General features: G+C 45.5%; 12 protein-coding genes. 6 read left to right on the top strand and 6 right to left on the bottom strand.

What is annotated here, in order from left to right:
* Positions 1–426 precede the first annotated feature (426 nt).
* The 3 genes from HCZ42_RS00275 (at position 427) to nspC (ending at position 5832) form a co-directional block, all read left to right on the top strand.
* The gene (locus HCZ42_RS00275) at positions 427–3315 is read left to right on the top strand and encodes a pyridoxal phosphate-dependent class III aminotransferase (RefSeq protein WP_167418797.1); all 2889 of its coding nucleotides are present in this window, start codon (positions 427–429) and stop codon (positions 3313–3315) included.
* A 15-nt stretch (positions 3316–3330) separates the two neighbouring features.
* Entirely contained in the window at positions 3331–4584 is a 1254-nt protein-coding gene (locus HCZ42_RS00270) for a carboxynorspermidine synthase (RefSeq protein WP_167418796.1), read from the top strand.
* Positions 4585–4698: 114 nt separating this feature from the next.
* A complete protein-coding gene (gene nspC, locus HCZ42_RS00265) occupies positions 4699–5832 on the top strand; it encodes a carboxynorspermidine decarboxylase (RefSeq protein ID WP_167418795.1) in 1134 nt (377 codons plus the stop codon).
* Between the two features lie 43 nt (positions 5833–5875).
* Here nspC and HCZ42_RS00260 read toward each other — a convergent pair whose 3' ends face one another.
* The gene (locus HCZ42_RS00260) at positions 5876–6388 is read right to left on the bottom strand and encodes a glycine cleavage system protein R (protein WP_167418794.1); all 513 of its coding nucleotides are present in this window, start codon (positions 6386–6388) and stop codon (positions 5876–5878) included.
* A gap of 185 nt (positions 6389–6573) precedes the next feature.
* Positions 6574–7470, bottom strand: coding sequence for a DUF3943 domain-containing protein (locus HCZ42_RS00255; protein ID WP_167418793.1), 897 nt, complete (start codon positions 7468–7470; stop codon positions 6574–6576).
* A gap of 169 nt (positions 7471–7639) precedes the next feature.
* Here HCZ42_RS00255 and HCZ42_RS00250 point away from each other — a divergent pair, with 169 nt between their 5' ends.
* Both HCZ42_RS00250 and HCZ42_RS00245 read left to right on the top strand, forming a co-directional pair.
* Complete coding sequence (locus HCZ42_RS00250; RefSeq protein ID WP_167418792.1) at positions 7640–8884, top strand: CinA family nicotinamide mononucleotide deamidase-related protein; 1245 nt, start codon at positions 7640–7642, stop codon at positions 8882–8884.
* A 223-nt stretch (positions 8885–9107) separates the two neighbouring features.
* Positions 9108–9359: a 30S ribosomal protein S6 modification protein gene (locus tag HCZ42_RS00245; RefSeq protein ID WP_167418791.1), complete on the top strand. Its 252-nt coding sequence runs from the start codon at positions 9108–9110 to the stop codon at positions 9357–9359.
* Positions 9360–9422: 63 nt separating this feature from the next.
* Here HCZ42_RS00245 and yfaE read toward each other — a convergent pair whose 3' ends face one another.
* The 4 genes from yfaE to ubiG form a co-directional block, all read right to left on the bottom strand.
* Positions 9423–9701: a class I ribonucleotide reductase maintenance protein YfaE gene (gene yfaE, locus HCZ42_RS00240; protein ID WP_053408511.1), complete on the bottom strand. Its 279-nt coding sequence runs from the start codon at positions 9699–9701 to the stop codon at positions 9423–9425.
* Positions 9701–10834: a class Ia ribonucleoside-diphosphate reductase subunit beta gene (gene nrdB, locus HCZ42_RS00235; protein ID WP_167418790.1), complete on the bottom strand. Its 1134-nt coding sequence runs from the start codon at positions 10832–10834 to the stop codon at positions 9701–9703. The genes yfaE and nrdB overlap by 1 nt, the downstream gene beginning before the upstream one ends.
* An 82-nt stretch (positions 10835–10916) precedes the next feature.
* A complete protein-coding gene (nrdA, locus tag HCZ42_RS00230; protein ID WP_167418789.1) occupies positions 10917–13199 on the bottom strand; it encodes a class 1a ribonucleoside-diphosphate reductase subunit alpha in 2283 nt (760 codons plus the stop codon).
* A 468-nt stretch (positions 13200–13667) separates the two neighbouring features.
* The gene (ubiG, locus tag HCZ42_RS00220; RefSeq protein WP_167418787.1) at positions 13668–14375 is read right to left on the bottom strand and encodes a bifunctional 2-polyprenyl-6-hydroxyphenol methylase/3-demethylubiquinol 3-O-methyltransferase UbiG; all 708 of its coding nucleotides are present in this window, start codon (positions 14373–14375) and stop codon (positions 13668–13670) included.
* Positions 14376–14661: 286 nt separating this feature from the next.
* Between ubiG and gyrA the strand changes: the two genes are divergently transcribed.
* Positions 14662–17367: a DNA topoisomerase (ATP-hydrolyzing) subunit A gene (gene gyrA / locus HCZ42_RS00215; RefSeq protein ID WP_167418786.1), complete on the top strand. Its 2706-nt coding sequence runs from the start codon at positions 14662–14664 to the stop codon at positions 17365–17367.
* Positions 17368–17398 lie beyond the last annotated feature (31 nt).

The following is a 17398-nucleotide window of genomic DNA, read 5'->3' as shown; positions in this document are numbered from 1 at the left end:
TGTTGCGAGAATATTTTATTTTGTGATATGTTCGCGCGCAATCTCGGAAGTGATTCGAAAACTACGATTCTGGGGGATACGCGTGACGTCATTCGGGCTGAGTGAACATCACGTAGGGTAGGTATCGATAAGTCCTTTTATCGATAGACGGGATACTGTTGTCGCGTTGCGGCAAGTGAATGGGAAACCCAACATTGAACTCACTTAACAAACACACAATAATCAGCTTAGTTCTTCCTGAATGCCCTGTTTTACAAGACAGTTGCATTACTGAACCTTGATTAACCCTTTGATTTTTAGTCCATCTAAATGATGGAGCAATTTGTCGTACACGTTTTCCAGCGGAACCGTGTTATGGCCTGCTATACCTTCCAAACTGCTTTGCTGCCGATAGGAAGGGCTTTAACTATTTCAAGGGATTAAATCATGAGCACAGCCTTTGAAGTCGATAACAACACTATCGCGACTCCATTTTCTACACAAATTCCTTTGTTGGAAGGTACTTACGACCTTACTCCAGACCAAATTCTATTGGATCAAGAGCAGCACGAATCTGAAGTTCGCTCTTATCCACGCCGCTTGCCGATTGCCATCAAGCAAGCCTACGGTGCCTTAGTTGAAGATACACGTGGTCAACTGTTTCTAGACTGTCTTGCAGGCGCAGGCACGTTGGCGCTGGGTTACAACCACCCGGAAATCAACCAAGCGTTAAAAGACCAGTTAGACAGCGGTTTACCTTATCAGACGCTTGATATTGCGACCAAAGCAAAAACCAACTTCATTCATGCTGTGAAGAATTTCTTACCCCAGCAACTGGCAGACAACTGCGTAATCCAGTTCTGTGGTCCTTCTGGTGCTGACGCCGTAGAAGCAGCGATCAAGCTAGCGAAACAAACGACAGGCCGAAACACCATGTTTGCTTTCCGTGGCGCGTACCACGGTATGACCAACGGCACGATGGGTATGATGGGCAACCTTGGCACTAAAGCGCGTCGTACTGGCTTAATGTCAGACGTACACTTTATGCCATTTCCATACAATTTACGTTGTCCGTTTGGCCTTGGTGGTGACGAAGGCGCGAAAGCGAGCATTCGTTACATCGAACGTCTTCTAAACGATGACGAAGCGGGCATTATGAAGCCTGCAGCGATCGTCGTTGAACCAGTACAAGGAGAGGGCGGTGTTATCCCTGCACCAGCATTCTGGTTGCGTGAACTTCGTCGTATCTGTGACGAGCACGGAATCCTACTGATCTTTGATGAGATCCAGTGTGGTGTAGGTAAAACTGGCTACAACTTCGCTTTCGAAGAATCGGGCATTGTGCCAGATGTACTGTGTTTGTCTAAAGCGATCGGCGGCGGTATGCCAATGTCACTGCTAGTGATCAATAAACAGCACGATACATGGAAGCCAGGTGAGCACACAGGTACGTTCCGTGGCAACCAACTTGCCATGGTATCTGGCGCGAAAGCGTTGGAAATCATCGAACGCGATAATCTTGTTGAGCACGCAAACATCGCCGGTCAATACTTACGTCATGGCCTAGAAGCAATGCAAAAACGCGTAGACTGCATTGCAGAAGTTCGTGGTAAAGGCCTGATGTTAGGTGTAGAAATCCGTAAACCGGGCAGCGAACTTAACAAGTTTGGTGAGCCTGTTGCGGATGGTGAACTGACACTGAAAATTCAACGTGCTGCGCTTGAGCGTGGTCTAATGGTTGAAAAAGGCGGTCGTGAAGGTTCGGTTATCCGTTTTCTACCTCCTTTAATCATCTCTTTCGAGCAGATTGACTTTGCACTTCGCGTTTTAGAAGAAGCAATTCTAGTCGCTGGTGGCAACAAGGTTGATGCAGAACACGCGAACGAGAGCTGGAAGCAGCATTTCATCCATACAGGTGAAATGGGCAGTGCTGAGTTTGCTAAAGTGATGAACCACACAACGGCAGCGATGAAATCAGTATTCGAGCAAGTGAAAGCACCTTACTCAGGTCTTGAACCAAAGCTCTTAGAACATGCTATCAACGCGGTTGACCTAGACAACAAGAACGCACCACTGATTGATGTTATCGGTGAAACTGCAGACTTAGTTGCCAAGAACTCTATCTTTGTTCAGCACCCAGATTGTATCGCACACTTACATACTCCACCGTTGATGCCAGCCGTGGCGGCAGAAGCAATGATCGCTGCATTAAACCAATCAATGGATTCATGGGATCAAGCATCTTCTGCGACTTATGTGGAGCAAAAAGTGGTTGATTGGCTATGTGATAAGTACGAGTTAGGCGAGAAGTCAGACGGTATTTTCACTAGTGGTGGTACTCAGAGTAACCAAATGGGCCTGATGTTAGCTCGTGACTGGATTGCAGATAAGTTAAGCGGTCACTCTATCCAAAAGCTCGGCCTTCCTGATTACGCAGATAAGCTACGTATCGTATGTTCGAAGAAATCACACTTCACGGTACAAAAATCAGCTTCTTGGATGGGGCTGGGTGAGAAAGCGATTCTTGCAGTCGATGCCAATGCTGACGGTACAATGGATGTAAGCAAGCTAGACACTGTGATTGAACAAGCGAAATCTGAAGGACTAATTCCGTTTGCTATCGTAGGTACAGCAGGTACGACCGACCACGGTGCCATCGACGATCTAGATTTCATCGCGGATATGGCTCAAAAGCACCAGATGTGGATGCACGTCGACGGTGCTTATGGTGGTGCGTTGATTCTAAGCAGCCACAAAAACCGCCTGAAAGGCATTGAGCGTGCCGAGTCTGTTAGCGTTGACTTCCACAAGTTGTTCTACCAAACAATCAGCTGTGGTGCGTTGTTGGTTAACGATAAAGCCAACTTCAAGTTCTTACTTCACCATGCGGATTACTTGAACCGCGAACATGACGAGCTACCAAACTTGGTAGACAAGTCTATCGCGACGACCAAACGTTTTGATGCTTTGAAAGTCTTTATGACGATGCAAAACGTAGGGCCGAACACACTAGGTAAAATGTACGATCACTTGCTTGGTCAAACACAGCAAGTTGCGAATCTTGTCCGTAATAGTGAAGGCTTTGAACTATTGGCTGAGCCTGCACTTTCTACAGTGCTGTTTCGCGCGGTAAACAGCGAGGCTGTGGATTTAGATGAACTCAACAAAGCTCTAAGACTGGAAGCGCTGGTTCGCGGCGTTGCAGTGCTTGGAGAAACGGTAGTGGACGGCAAATCTGCGCTGAAATTCACTATCCTAAACCCATGTTTGAAGATTTCGGATTTCGAATCTTTACTTAATAAAATTAACACTCTAGCGGCTGAGCTAGTTAAATAAAGGTAACGAATAACTATGGCAGTTCTACAGATTGGTGCAGGCGGCGTTGGCTGGGTAGTTGCACATAAAGCAGCTCAAAACAACGACGTACTGGGTGATATCACAATCGCATCACGTACCATCGGTAAGTGTGAGAAAATCATCGAGTCTATTCAGAAGAAAAACAATCTGAAAGACTCAACTAAGAAGCTAGAAGCTCGAGCAGTAAATGCTGACGACGTAGATTCATTGGTTGCTCTAATTAAAGAAGTTCAGCCTGACCTAGTCATCAACGCAGGTCCTCCGTGGGTAAACATGCCAATTATGGAAGCATGTTACCAGGCAAAAGTATCTTACTTGGATACGTCAGTGGCGGTTGACCTATGTTCAGAAGGCCAACAAGTACCACAAGCGTACGACTGGCAGTGGGGCTACCGTGAGAAGTTCGCAGAAGCGGGCATCACAGGTATCTTAGGTGCGGGTTTCGATCCAGGCGTAGTATCTGTATTCGCAGCATACGCTGTGAAGCACCTGTTTGATGAAATCGATACTATCGACGTAATGGACGTTAACGCTGGCGACCACGGTAAGAAGTTTGCGACAAACTTTGACCCAGAAACCAACATGCTGGAAATCCAAGGCGATTCTTTCTACTGGGAGAATGGCGAATGGAAGCAAGTACCTTGTCATTCACGTATGCTTGAGTTCGATTTCCCGAACTGTGGTTCACACAAAGTGTACTCAATGGCGCACGATGAAGTTCGTTCAATGAAAGAGTTCATCCCAGCAAAACGTATCGAGTTCTGGATGGGTTTTGGCGACCGTTACCTAAACTACTTCAACGTAATGCGTGACATCGGTCTACTAAGCCCAGACCCACTAACGCTACACGACGGTACAGTGGTACAGCCGCTACACGTATTGAAAGCTCTACTCCCAGACCCAACGTCACTCGCACCGGGCTACACCGGTCTAACGTGTATCGGTACTTGGGTACAAGGTAAGAAAGACGGCATCGATCGTAGCGTATTTATCTACAACAACGCTGATCACGAAGTGGCATACGAAGACGTAGAGCACCAAGCGATCTCTTACACTACGGGTGTACCAGCGATCACTGCAGCACTGCAATTCTTCCGTGGCAAGTGGGCAGACAAGGGCGTGTTCAACATGGAACAGCTAGACCCAGATCCGTTCCTAGAAACAATGCCTTCTATCGGTCTGGACTGGCACGTTCAGGAGTTAGAACCAAGTCAAGGCTTACCAGTTATCCACGAGCTTAAAAAATAAGTAGTTAAATTCGGGCTAGTCTTGAATTAATTAAAATCTAAGCCGATGCATCTGCGTCGGCTTTGTTCGGTTTTATAGTGTCTTCGTTTAGGCGAGGGAGCTTAAGGTATTTAAATGCAGCACAACGAACTTAAAACTCCGTACTTCATGATCAATGAAGACAAGTTGATTGAGAACCTAGAGAAAGCGAAACTGCTAAAAGAAATCTCTGGTGTGAAGCTAGTGTTAGCACTGAAGTGTTTCTCAACTTGGGGTGTATTCGACATCATCAAACCTTACCTTGATGGCACGACAAGTTCGGGTCCGTTTGAGGTCAAACTTGGCTACGAAACCTTTGGTGGCGAAACGCACGCGTACAGCGTGGGCTACAGCGAAGATGACGTGCGCGAAGTCGCCGATATTTGTGACAAGATGATCTTTAACTCACAGTCACAACTCGCTGCTTACCGCCATATCGTGGAAGGTAAAGCGTCGATTGGTCTTCGTTTGAATCCTGGCGTTAGCTACGCAGGTCAAGACTTAGCGAACCCAGCTCGTCAGTTTTCTCGTCTTGGTGTTCAGGCCGATCACATCAAGCCAGAAGTCTTTGAAGGGATTGACGGCGTGATGTTCCACATGAACTGTGAGAACAAAGACGTAGATGCGTTTATCGGTTTGCTTGATTCAATCTCAGAGCAGTTTGGTGAGTACCTAGATAAGCTGGATTGGGTTAGCATGGGCGGCGGTGTGTTCTTCACGTGGCCAGGCTATGACATCGAAAAGCTTGGCCTAGCGCTGAAAGCGTTTGCTGAAAAGCACGGTGTGCAAATGTACCTAGAACCGGGCGAAGCGATCATCACTAAGACGACTGACCTTGTGGTCACTGTGGTTGATATCGTTGAGAACGTAAAGAAAACGGCGATTGTGGACTCAGCAACAGAAGCGCACCGTCTTGATACGTTGATTTATAACGAGCCTGCGTCGATTCTAGAAGCATCAGAGAGTGGTGAGCACGAGTACGTGATCGGTTCGTGTTCATGTCTTGCTGGTGACCAGTTTTGTGTGGCGAACTTTGAACAGCCGCTAGAAATTGGCCAACGCCTGCATATTCTTGATAGTGCGGGTTACACCATGGTGAAACTGAACTGGTTTAACGGTCTACGCATGCCGTCGGTTTACTGTGAGCGCTCAAGCGGTGAGATTCAAAAACTCAACGAGTTTGATTACTCAGACTTTAAACGCTCACTGTCTCAGTGGTCGGTAAAATAAAAAAGAGCAGCTTCGGCTGCTCTTTTTATTTTAAGTTTAGCCATTATGAATCGAGCATCACTCGAGTATCTTCGCTGAGAGATTCTAGCTCGTTGGCGATGTCGTCAATCGCCACTTCCGCTGGCAAGCGAATCGCCATATTCGCGGTAAAGAGGCTAGAGCTCACACCACCGCCACCTGCGATAAATACACGCTGGCAGTCCATATCAAGAATGCTGACGCCTTGGCTATCTAAGATATGGGTAATTTCATTCACGATCCCCGCGCGGTCATTCGCATCCAAACGCAATTGATAGATTGTATCTGCGTTATGGCTGTGAGGTTGTGAATCAACAATCTGTACTAACAGACCTTGTTGACTATCAAATGCATCTTGAACGATATCGACTTTATTTGACGGTACCTCAACCTTAATGACGGCTGCCACTTGGTCTTCGATGAAGTTGACTTTACTGATCAGCCACTTACCGCCATTTTCATGTGTGATTGCAGCAAGCTGCTTAATAGTAGAGGGTGTCGCTTTACCAACAAAGTTGACAATAAATGTGCTGTTCACTTTGGGCCTCCTAAACGGAATGAGAGGAAGGGTTTATTGCAGTGTAGGAATTCCCGTTTGAAATAGGTTTGACACGTGTCAAGAATTTCACCTAATTGTTTGTTCAGATTAAGTTTATTTTATCCTGAGCACAAAAAAGCGACGTGGTAACGTCGCTTATATTAAGTAGAATTTTGCTTTGCCGATTAGAAAGTGATTTTCATTTCAACGCCATAGAAAGCTCGGTCGTATTCTGCACCCGCGTCTAGGGCAAACTTCGCTGCGTCTTGGTTACCAAACCATGGACTGCTGCTGTATTGGAATTCAGCGCTGCCGTCCCACGCTTCACTGACCCAACCATGGATATGGCCAACAGGGTTTAAGAAGAATAGGGTGACGCCACCCATGGTTTCAGAACCGAGCACTTCGCCACCTGATGAGACAATGTCTTGCTCTGCTTCAAGCATCATTTCGCCAACAACCGCGCCAAAAAATGGTGTGATAAACAGGTCTTGCCAAGACGGCACTTCCGCGAATGCTTCAACGCCATACTCCCAGAAGAACGTCGACATAGACGCAGAATATAAAAACGATTCAAACTCGCTAAAGCCAGCGTGACGCGCCGCAGTGTAGTAAACACCGCCAAAATAGGGGTGCATCACGTAGTTTAGGAAATGTTCGTCGCGGTCCCATACCGGGCCATCGCTGACATTGTCTTTCCATTTTTGCCCAACTTGGCTCAGACTGCGGTCTTCTTCATCCCACTTAGTGATCGATTCAGGCAGCATCGTCATCAGACCGACGGTTGCGACACTTAAACCCAAAATAGTGTAAGTTTGGCTTTTAAGGTAATCCCAATCTTTTTCTTCTTGGATAGTGAGGTATTTGGCGACTGGCTCTTCTTCTAGCTGCAGCGTTGTCTCGGTTAACCCCATGCTGTAGGTAGTGGTAGGTCTGATTGCGTTGGAATATGAGTACAACGTGTCAATTTCAGCTTGATCAACCGTGTACGAAAACTCAATATGTTGGTTAGAGTTGCTCATACTTGCATTCGCTAGGCTTGAGGCTGACAAGAATAAAGCGGTAATGCTTTGTTTTAACACGGATAACTCCACTGCGTTTTTTTAATGATCAGGCTCACAATTATCCAATAAAGCTAGACGAATAGAAACCAGAATTTAAATGATTCTAATGATTTACCGAATTTGAATCGATATAAAGCAAAGATAATAACGCAATAGTAGACTAAGCGTACACTAGTAAGGACGATCTATGTTAAGAATCGCAATGCTAAGCACAGGCGAAGAAGTTCTTCATGGCGACATTGTAGATACCAACGCCGCTTGGCTTTCTCAGCTCTTTTTTGAAAACGGATTCTCGTTATCGAAGCGTTCAACAGTCGGCGATGAAAAGTCTTCGCTGGTGGAAGAGTTGATGATGCTCAGTTTCAATAGCGATGTTGTGATTGTAAATGGCGGCCTAGGACCAACCACCGATGATTTAAGTGCGGAAGCCGCAGCGCTGGCTGGGGAACTGGAGTTGGTTGAGTATCCAGAGTGGACCGAAAAGCTTGAAGCCTTCTTTGCCGCACGCAGCGTGAAAATGCCAGAAAGCAATCGCAAACAGGCAATGTTACCGCAAGGTTCAGTGATAATTGATAATCCCATTGGCACTGCGTGTGGATTCAAAGTAACGATTAATCAGTGCGATTTCTATTTTACGCCGGGTGTACCGAGCGAATTTAAGCTAATGGTTGAAAGCCAAATTATCCCTGACTTGAAGAAACACTATCCGAACCAAGTGGGTATGGATTGCAGTAAGCTGCACACATTTGGGACTTCGGAGTCTGCGCTGTCTGACAAACTCGATAAACTTGAACTGCCAGAAGGGTATTTCCTCGGTTATCGCTCTTACCTTCCCTACATCGAAGTGAAGTTGTTTGGTCCAAAGGAGGATATGGAGCGACGCGTTAAGTTGCTGCAATTGATCTTCAAGCTGATTGAGGAACATGTGGTCAGTGTCGATGAATCGATGCAACAGCATGTTGCTCATTTGGTTATCGAAAATAAGCAATCTATTTCAACCGCAGAGCAATCGACCCAAGGTCAGCTCTCCAGTTGGCTACACGCAGATGCGGAAGCCGCAGAGTATTGCGGTCACGGATGGGTGCTGGGCAGCCGCTTAGATGTCGGCCAAAATGAGCATGATGCGCTCGCAGCCGCGTTTGCGCTCGCGGGAGCCACGAAAGATAAGTGTGGCACAGATATTTCAATTGTGACCGGCAGAGTCAAAGAGAAGAGCTTCTCAGTGGCTATTGCAACCAAAGAGGGCGAGTGGGGGCAGACTTTGTCTTTCAATCGCACTTATTCAAACCAAGACAGAGTGCTAGTGATTACCACTGTAGCGGCAGATATGCTGCGTCGCTACTTAAGTTCTAAACCGATGTTCCCACATTACAGTTCTTTGACTCGTGAGAAAGACATGTTTGTTCCTCAAAGTGCGTTGACGGCTAAGTAGAGAAACGAAATCGCTCTCATTAGCGAATAAATAAGATAATAAGTATATGAATTGTATGCTTATTATCTTTTCCCTATATTCCTACCTAGTTATAAAAAAATTGTCTAATGCTTAAACCAATGATTTTCATAGGAAGCTGGTTTTATAGCTTTAGTGTCTCAAGTTTTTTCACAATTCAGTCTTAAACTAAATATTCGGCGCGGATTTGTTGGGAGGAATAAGGATGTTCCATCATTCAAAAATACTGGTTTGGTATCAGGTAGCTAGCCAAAAGATCCTGTTAGGTGAGGCGGTGAATGATCATAGTTTGGATGCGATTTCGATGTGGCTAAGTGCACCAGAGGAGGGTGAACAGGCGGCATCATTAGGTTATCGAATTTCTCTGTTCGATGATGATGGTAGGGAAATCGCTGGAAAAGCGGTTTCTATGCTGACAGCGGATGCATTTCTTTCAGGACGAAATATGCCCGTTTAGTAATATGTTCGTGTAATTGAAACAAAATAAAAACCCGGCCAATGTGCCGGGTTTTTCATGTTGTTATGCTCGCTTCTCTTTCAGAGAGTAGTTAACGTCATCAAGCACGACGTCGGACTTTGCTTTGCATATACAAGGTAGGATTTCATCGGCTTGAGTGTAAGCCATAGCAAAACCAACGTATTCCACTTCACCTGATACCAGCTTACAGCGACATGCGCCGCAGTGGCCGTCTCGGCAGTTATACTCAGGTTCCATGCCTGCATTTTCTATCGTTTCCAAAATGGTATTGGAAGGATTGGACTGAATCGCAGAGATACCGTTGATTTTTATGCTGGGCATTACAGTTCAAAGTCCTTGAAGTCATCCGCACGAACGTCACTATCAATTTGTCCAACAAGGTAAGACGAAATCTCAGCTTCTTGTGGTGCGACCTGAACGTTGTCAGAAGATAGCCATGCGTTAATCCAAGGAATTGGGTTTGTTGTCGCTTCTGGGTAAGCCATACCTAGACCAACAGCCTGCATACGGATGTTAGTGATGTATTCAACGTACTGACAAAGGATATCTTTGTTCAGACCGATCATAGAACCATCTTTAAATAGGTATTCTGCCCACTCTTTTTCTTGCTCAGCCGCTGCTTTGAACAGGTCAAAACATTCTTGTTTACACTCTTCGGCAATCTGCATGAACGCAAAGTCATCTTGACCGTTACGTAGCAAGTTGATCATGTGCTGTGTACCGGTTAGGTGCAAGGCTTCATCACGAGCGATTAGCTTGATGATTTTCGCATTGCCTTCCATCAGTTCACGTTCAGCAAACGCGAATGAACAAGCGAAACTTACGTAGAAACGGATAGCTTCAAGCGCGTTCACTGACATCAAACAAAGGTAAAGTTGCTTCTTCAAACCTTGCAGAGTCACTGTCACTTCTTCACCATTGATTTGGTGCGTACCTTCACCGTAACGGTGGTAGTCGTTGGTCAGTTGGATCAGCTTGTCATAGTAGTGAGAAATGTCTTCTGCACGCTTTAGGATGTGCTCGTTTTCAACAATGTCATCAAACACGATGCCTGGATCGTTCACGATGTTACGGATGATGTGCGTGTACGAACGAGAGTGAATCGTTTCAGAGAATGACCAAGTTTCAATCCAAGTTTCAACTTCAGGTAGAGAAACCAATGGAAGCAACGCTACGTTAGGGCTACGACCCTGGATTGAATCCAGCAGCGTTTGGTACTTCAGGTTCGAAATGAAGATGTGTTTTTCATGATCTGGTAGTTTGTTGTAGTCGATACGGTCGCTTGATACATCGACTTCTTCCGGACGCCAGAAGAACGATAGTTGCTTTTCGATTAGTTTTTCGAAAATCTCAAATTTCTGTTGGTCGTAGCGAGCAACGTTTACTGACTGACCCAAGAACATTGGTTCTTTTAGCTGGTCATTTTTGTTTCGGTTAAAAGTACTGTAAGCCATGATGCCTCAATTCCTTTTATGCCCCTCAATCTTGAGGGGCGAATAATTTGTTAAGCCGTTATAACCCGAGCTGGGTTATGGATTAAATCTTACAACCGCCGCCTGCGCAATCGTCGTCTTGAGGTTGTACTGCGTCTTTCTGGTCATCGCTCGCGCCGTCACGAGTGTTATGGTAGTAAAGTGTTTTCACACCGTACTTGTACGCAGTCAACAGGTCTTGTAGCAGTTTTTTCATTGGAACTTTGCCACTTTCAAAACGCGTTGGGTCGTAGTTTGTGTTTGCCGAGATCGCTTGGTCCACGAATTTCTGCATGATACCTACAAGGTGTAAGTAACCATCGTTTGAACCAATGTTCCACAGCAGCTCGTAGTTGTTTTTCAAATTAATGAAATCAGGCACTACTTGTTTAAGAATACCGTCTTTAGACGCTTTCACTGATACGTAGCCGCGTGGTGGCTCGATACCGTTGGTTGCGTTTGAGATCTGCGAAGACGTCTCTGAAGGCATCAATGCTGTTAGCGTAGAGTTGCGCAGACCATGAGTCATGATCTCTTCGCGTAGACCGTCCCAGTCGTAGTGCAATGGCTCGTCACAAACTAGATCGACATCTTTCTTGTAAGTGTCGATTGGCAGTAGGCCTTTCGCGTAGTTTGTTTCGTGGAATGACGGACACTTACCTTGCTCTTTTGCTAGTGCTACAGATGCTTTCAGCAAGTAGTACTGCATTGCTTCGAACGTACGGTGAGTTAGACCGTTCGCGCTACCGTCTGAGTATTTCACGCCATTCTTCGCTAGGTAGTATGCGTAGTTGATGACGCCCACACCTAGAGTACGACGGTTCATCGTTGATTTGTACGCCGCTGGAAGAGGGTAGTCTTGGTAATCCAATAGAGCGTCAAGCGCGCGAACGACAAGGTCAGATAACTCTTCGAAATCATCCAGAGACTTAATCGCACCCAAGTTGAACGCAGATAGCGTACATAGCGCAATTTCACCAGAATCGTCTTCAACGTTTGTTAGCGGCTTAGTTGGCAGCGCGATTTCCAAACATAGGTTTGACTGACGAACTGGTGCCACTTCTGAATCAAACGGGCTGTGAGTGTTACAGTGGTCAACGTTCTGAATGTAGATACGGCCGGTAGACGCACGCTCTTGCATCAAGATAGAGAACATCTCGATTGCTTTAACGGTCTCTTTCTTAATTGAAGGATCGTTTTCGTACTTCACATACAGACGTTCAAATTCGTCTTGGTTTTCGAAGAACGCGTCGTAAAGACCAGGAACATCAGATGGCGAGAACAGAGTAATGTTGCCACCTTCTACCAAACGTTGGTACATCAGGCGGTTTAGCTGTACACCGTAGTCCATATGACGAACACGGTTTTCTTCAACACCACGGTTGTTCTTCAGAACCATTAGAGCTTGAGACTCACCGTGCCATAGCGGGTAGAATACCGTTGCCGCGCCACCACGCACACCACCTTGAGAACAACATTTCACTGCTGTCTGGAAGTATTTGTAGAATGGGATACAACCAGTATGGAATGCTTCACCACCACGGATTTCAGAACCAAGCGCACGGATACGACCTGCGTTGATACCGATACCAGCACGTTGAGAAACGTAACGAACAATTGAGCTTGCTGTTGCGTTGATTGAATCTAGGCTATCACCACACTCGATCAGTACGCACGAGCTGAACTGACGAGTAGGGGTACGTACACCAGACATAATTGGTGTAGGTAGAGAAATCTTAAATGTAGACGTCGCATCATAGAAACGCTTGATGTAATCAAGACGAGTTTCTTTAGGGTAGTTAGCGAATAAACATGCAGAAACCAAGATGTACAGGAACTGGGCACTTTCGTAAATTTCACCTGATACACGGTTTTGTACGAAGTACTTACCTTCTAACTGTTTTACAGCCGCGTAAGAAAAATCCAAGTCACGCTTGTGGTCGATGTAGCTGTTCAGCTCATCAAGCTCGGCCTTGGTGTAGTCTTCCAGAATGTGACTGTCATATTTACCCATATCAACCAAGCGAGCAACATGGTCGTACAGCGTAGGTGGCTCATATTGACCATACGCTTTTTTGCGTAGGTGGAATACTGCCAAACGTGCTGCTAAGTATTGGTAATCTGGAGTCTCTTCTGAGATCAAGTCTGCCGCAGATTTGATGATTGTTTCATGGATATCAGTTGTTGTGATGCCATCATAGAACTGGATGTGAGCGCGCAATTCTACTTGAGATACAGAAACGTTATCTAGGCCTTCAGCGGCCCAGGTAATCACTCGGTGGATCTTTTCAAGATCGATAATTTCTTTGCGGCCATTACGTTTAGTAACGGTTAGTTGTTGGTTCATTCTGCTTTATTTCCCTAACAAAACTGATTAAAGCTAGATTATTGTGTAATTCTTGTAAAATTCGTTCCAGCTCTGTGATCAAAGTCTATCTATATATTGTAGTTCAAACACAACATATAGGGGTGCATCTTAGTGCGGGTTACAAGATAGTGCTATCTAAGGTGGTTTTCAAGGTACAGATCTTGGATGACTTGTGGATAACTTACAAAATTAAAAAAAACTGTAAGTAACCACTAACCGATGAAAATAGAGCGCACAAGATTGTATAAAATTACCGGTTGAGGATCGGTTTATAAGTAACCACAAACAAAAAAAAATTTCTTGATCTTTGCATAAAATTCAGTGCCGATTACCGCTTGGTTAAATTGAGAACAGGAGCCCAGAATTTGTTTAAAAATGCACTAAAAAAGGCGGAAATCTTGTGCTACCGCCTTGAAAGTGATCAGTGATTGGATATTGTGAATGGTGTTAAAACTTTTGCGTATGTACGATGTAATTTACGTCAACGTTGTTACCCAATTTGTAGGTATCCGTTAGCGGGTTGTAGTGCAGACCAGTAATGCCCGTTTCAGTAAGATCTGTTTGATCGATCATTTTGATCAATTCGGAAGGGCGGATGAATTTATCATGGTCGTGTGTACCTTCCGGCACGATACGCAGCAGTTTTTCTGCGCCAACAATCGCAAATAGGTAAGACTTAAAGTTACGGTTAAGCGTAGAGAAGAAAACGTGACCGCCGGGCTTCACCAGTGCAGCACAAGAGCGAATCACCGAAAGTGGGTCAGGGACGTGCTCTAACATTTCCATACAGGTCACAACATCGTATTTGCCTGCGTTATCTTGAGCGTGGTCTTCGATGGTGCTTTGAATGTAAGTAAGCTTAGTACCGGTTTCTAGAGCGTGTAAGCGCGCGACCTCGAGCGGCTCTTTACCCATATCTAGACCCGTTACATTTGCGCCTTCTTTCGCCATGCTTTCTGCAAGAATGCCACCACCACAACCGACATCAAGCACAGTTTTGCCAAATAGGCCATCTGCGTTGTCTAACACGTAGTTCAGGCGCAGTGGGTTAATTTGGTGAAGCGGTTTAAATTCGCCTTCAAGATCCCACCAGCGTGAGGCCATTTCCTCAAACTTCTTAATTTCCTTCGGATCGACATTCTGTGATTGGGTCATAACTACTCTGTATCTATAGGACTTCCGTAAAAGATGGTTGGCATTATAGCGCTAATATTGGGCAAACCATAGAGCTGCTCAGTTTTATGCGGATTTGGCTAAAATGTAGCCATTAATCAGGAGGATAAATCAAGAGTGTGTAAATTCTCGGCATTTGAATCGCAACCAAGCTCACAACCTGATAAAAGGTGAGGGAAAGTAATGCCGAAGTGTTGATTTGTGTGTTATATTTTTGCACCTTAAACGTATTGTACATACGATCTATAAATAGAGGGATAATGGCTCTATGAGCGATCTAGCTAAAGAGATCACGCCCGTAAACATTGAAGATGAGCTGCGAGGTTCGTACCTAGACTATGCGATGTCAGTTATCGTTGGTCGTGCTCTTCCTGATGTGCGTGATGGCCTAAAACCAGTACACCGCCGTGTTCTATTCGCGATGAATGTACTAGGCAATGATTGGAATAAACCATACAAAAAATCTGCCCGTGTTGTTGGCGACGTAATCGGTAAATATCACCCACACGGTGATAGCGCTGTGTACGATACTATCGTACGTATGGCTCAGCCGTTCTCATTACGTTACATGCTTGTCGATGGCCAAGGTAACTTTGGTTCTATCGATGGCGACTCAGCAGCGGCAATGCGTTATACCGAAGTTCGCATGGCGAAAATCGCCCACGAGCTTCTAGCTGATCTAGACAAAGAAACAGTGGATTACGTACCAAACTACGATGGTACAGAGCAAATCCCAGCAGTTCTCCCAACTAAAATTCCTAACTTACTGGTTAACGGTGCCTCTGGTATCGCGGTAGGTATGGCAACCAACATTCCTCCGCACAACTTGACTGAGGTAATTGATGGCTGTCTTGCGTTCATCAATAACGAAGAAATCACTATTGATGAGCTAATGGATTACATCCCTGGTCCTGATTTCCCAACGGCTGCACTTATCAGCGGTCGTAAAGGCATTGTAGACGCGTACAAAACGGGTCGCGGTAAGATCTACATGCGTTCGAAAGCGGAAGTGGAAGCAGACAAGAATGGTAAAGAAACCATCATTGTTACTGAGATTCCATACCAGGTGAACAAAGCTCGCTTGATCGAAAAGATCGCTGAGCTAGTAAAAGATAAAAAAGTTGAAGGCATCAGTGCACTACGTGACGAGTCAGATAAAGACGGTATGCGTATTGTTATTGAATGTAAGCGTGACGCAGTTGGTGAAGTGGTTCTAAACAACCTATACGCGAACACTCAGTTGCAAACAACTTTCGGTATCAACATGGTTGCGCTGAACAATGGTCAGCCACAGTTGTTCAACCTGAAAGATATGCTGAAGTGTTTCGTCGACCACCGTCGTGAAGTCGTGACTCGTCGTACTATCTTTGAGCTGAAAAAAGCACGTGACCGTGCCCATATCCTAGAAGCTCTTGCTCTTGCACTTGCGAACATCGATGAGATCATCGAGTTGATTCGTAACGCAGCAACACCAGCAGAAGCAAAAGCGGGCTTAGTCGCTCGTGGTTGGGATCTTGGCAACGTAGCAGCAATGCTTGAAAGTGCAGGTACTGATGCGGCTCGCCCTGATTGGTTAGAAGAGCAATACGGTATTCGTGACGGTCAGTACTACCTGACTGAAACACAAGCGCAAGCGATTCTAGATCTACGTCTACATAAACTGACTGGTCTAGAGCACGAAAAGATCCTAGATGAATACAAAGCACTATTAGATGAAATCAAAGAGCTAATGCATATCCTTGCTAGCACTGAGCGTCTGATGGAAGTGATTCGTGAAGAGCTAGAAACCGTTCGCGATGCATTTGGTGATGTTCGTCGTACAGAAATTACCGCAGCAACCCATGACATCGACATGGAAGAGCTAATCGCTCGTGAAGACGTCGTTGTGACACTTTCTCACGAAGGTTACGTTAAGTACCAGATCCTAAGCGACTACGAAGCTCAGCGTCGTGGTGGTAAAGGTAAGAGTGCAACTCGAATGAAGGACGAAGACTACATTGAGCGTCTTCTAGTGGCGAATACCCACGACAACATTCTATGTTTCTCTACTCGCGGTAAGACATACCGTCTGAAAGTTTACCAATTGCCATTAGCGAGCCGTACAGCTCGTGGTAAGCCAATCGTGAATATTCTTCCACTGGAAGAGGGTGAGCGTATTACGGCTATTCTGCGTGTTGACGAGTTCTCTGAAGATAAATTCATCTTTATGGCTACTGGTGACGGTACTGTTAAGAAGACACCGCTTAACCAGTTTGCGAATGTACGTTCAAACGGCCTAATCGCGGTTAACCTACGTGATGATGATTCACTGATTGGTGTTGATATCACTAACGGTGAGAATGAAATCATGCTGTTCTCGAAAGCGGGTAAAGTGGTTCGCTTTAAAGAAGCAGAAGAAATTCCTGTACTTGATGAAGACGGTAAACCTGTTCTTGATGAGAATGGTAACCCAGAAATTAAGTTCAAGGGTGTTCGTCCAATGGGACGTACTGCCTCTGGTGTACGTGGTATGAAGTTAGCTGATGATGACCAAGTCGTATCGCTGATCATTCCATCGAATGATGGCGATATCCTAACTGTGACTCAAAACGGTTACGGCAAGCGTACTTCACTTGAACAATACCCAACGAAAGGGCGCGGTACTCAAGGCGTTGTATCTATCAAGGTTTCTGAGCGTAATGGCCCGGTTGTAGGTGCAGTACAAGTAGAAGAAGGCGACGAGATGATGATGATCACCGACGCTGGTACTCTGGTTCGTACTCGTGTTGCAGAAGTTAGCCAAGTAGGCCGTAACACTCAAGGTGTGACACTCATCCGTACAGCTGAAGATGAATCAGTGGTTGGTCTACAACGTATTGAAGAAGTTGAAGAAGAACTCGTAGCAGAAGGTGAAGATGCTGAAGTAACAGCAGAAGCATCAGAAGCGACAGATTCAACTGAAGTCAGCGAAGATAAAGACAGCACTGAAGAGTAATTTCTCATCTCTTTGATAGATAAAGCCAGGC

Source organism: Vibrio hepatarius, from assembly GCF_011806575.1.
GTDB lineage: Bacteria > Pseudomonadota > Gammaproteobacteria > Enterobacterales > Vibrionaceae > Vibrio > Vibrio hepatarius_A.
The sequence above is the reverse complement of the archived record's forward strand: the minus strand, read 5'-3'. Positions and strand labels throughout refer to the sequence as shown.

Bases quoted from the DNA above. Each gene is read 5' to 3' on its own strand.
- nspC (WP_167418795.1), top strand. From the start codon at position 4,699: ATGCAGCACAACGAACTTAAAACTCCGTACTTCATGATCAATGAAGAC.
- HCZ42_RS00250 (WP_167418792.1), top strand. From the start codon at position 7,640: ATGTTAAGAATCGCAATGCTAAGCACAGGCGAAGAAGTTCTTCATGGC.
- nrdB (WP_167418790.1), bottom strand. From the start codon at position 10,834: ATGGCTTACAGTACTTTTAACCGAAACAAAAATGACCAGCTAAAAGAA.
- nrdA (WP_167418789.1), bottom strand. From the start codon at position 13,199: ATGAACCAACAACTAACCGTTACTAAACGTAATGGCCGCAAAGAAATT.
- HCZ42_RS00275 (WP_167418797.1), top strand. From the start codon at position 427: ATGAGCACAGCCTTTGAAGTCGATAACAACACTATCGCGACTCCATTT.
- ubiG (WP_167418787.1), bottom strand. From the start codon at position 14,375: ATGACCCAATCACAGAATGTCGATCCGAAGGAAATTAAGAAGTTTGAG.
- yfaE (WP_053408511.1), bottom strand. From the start codon at position 9,701: ATGCCCAGCATAAAAATCAACGGTATCTCTGCGATTCAGTCCAATCCT.
- gyrA (WP_167418786.1), top strand. From the start codon at position 14,662: ATGAGCGATCTAGCTAAAGAGATCACGCCCGTAAACATTGAAGATGAG.
- HCZ42_RS00270 (WP_167418796.1), top strand. From the start codon at position 3,331: ATGGCAGTTCTACAGATTGGTGCAGGCGGCGTTGGCTGGGTAGTTGCA.
- HCZ42_RS00245 (WP_167418791.1), top strand. From the start codon at position 9,108: ATGTTCCATCATTCAAAAATACTGGTTTGGTATCAGGTAGCTAGCCAA.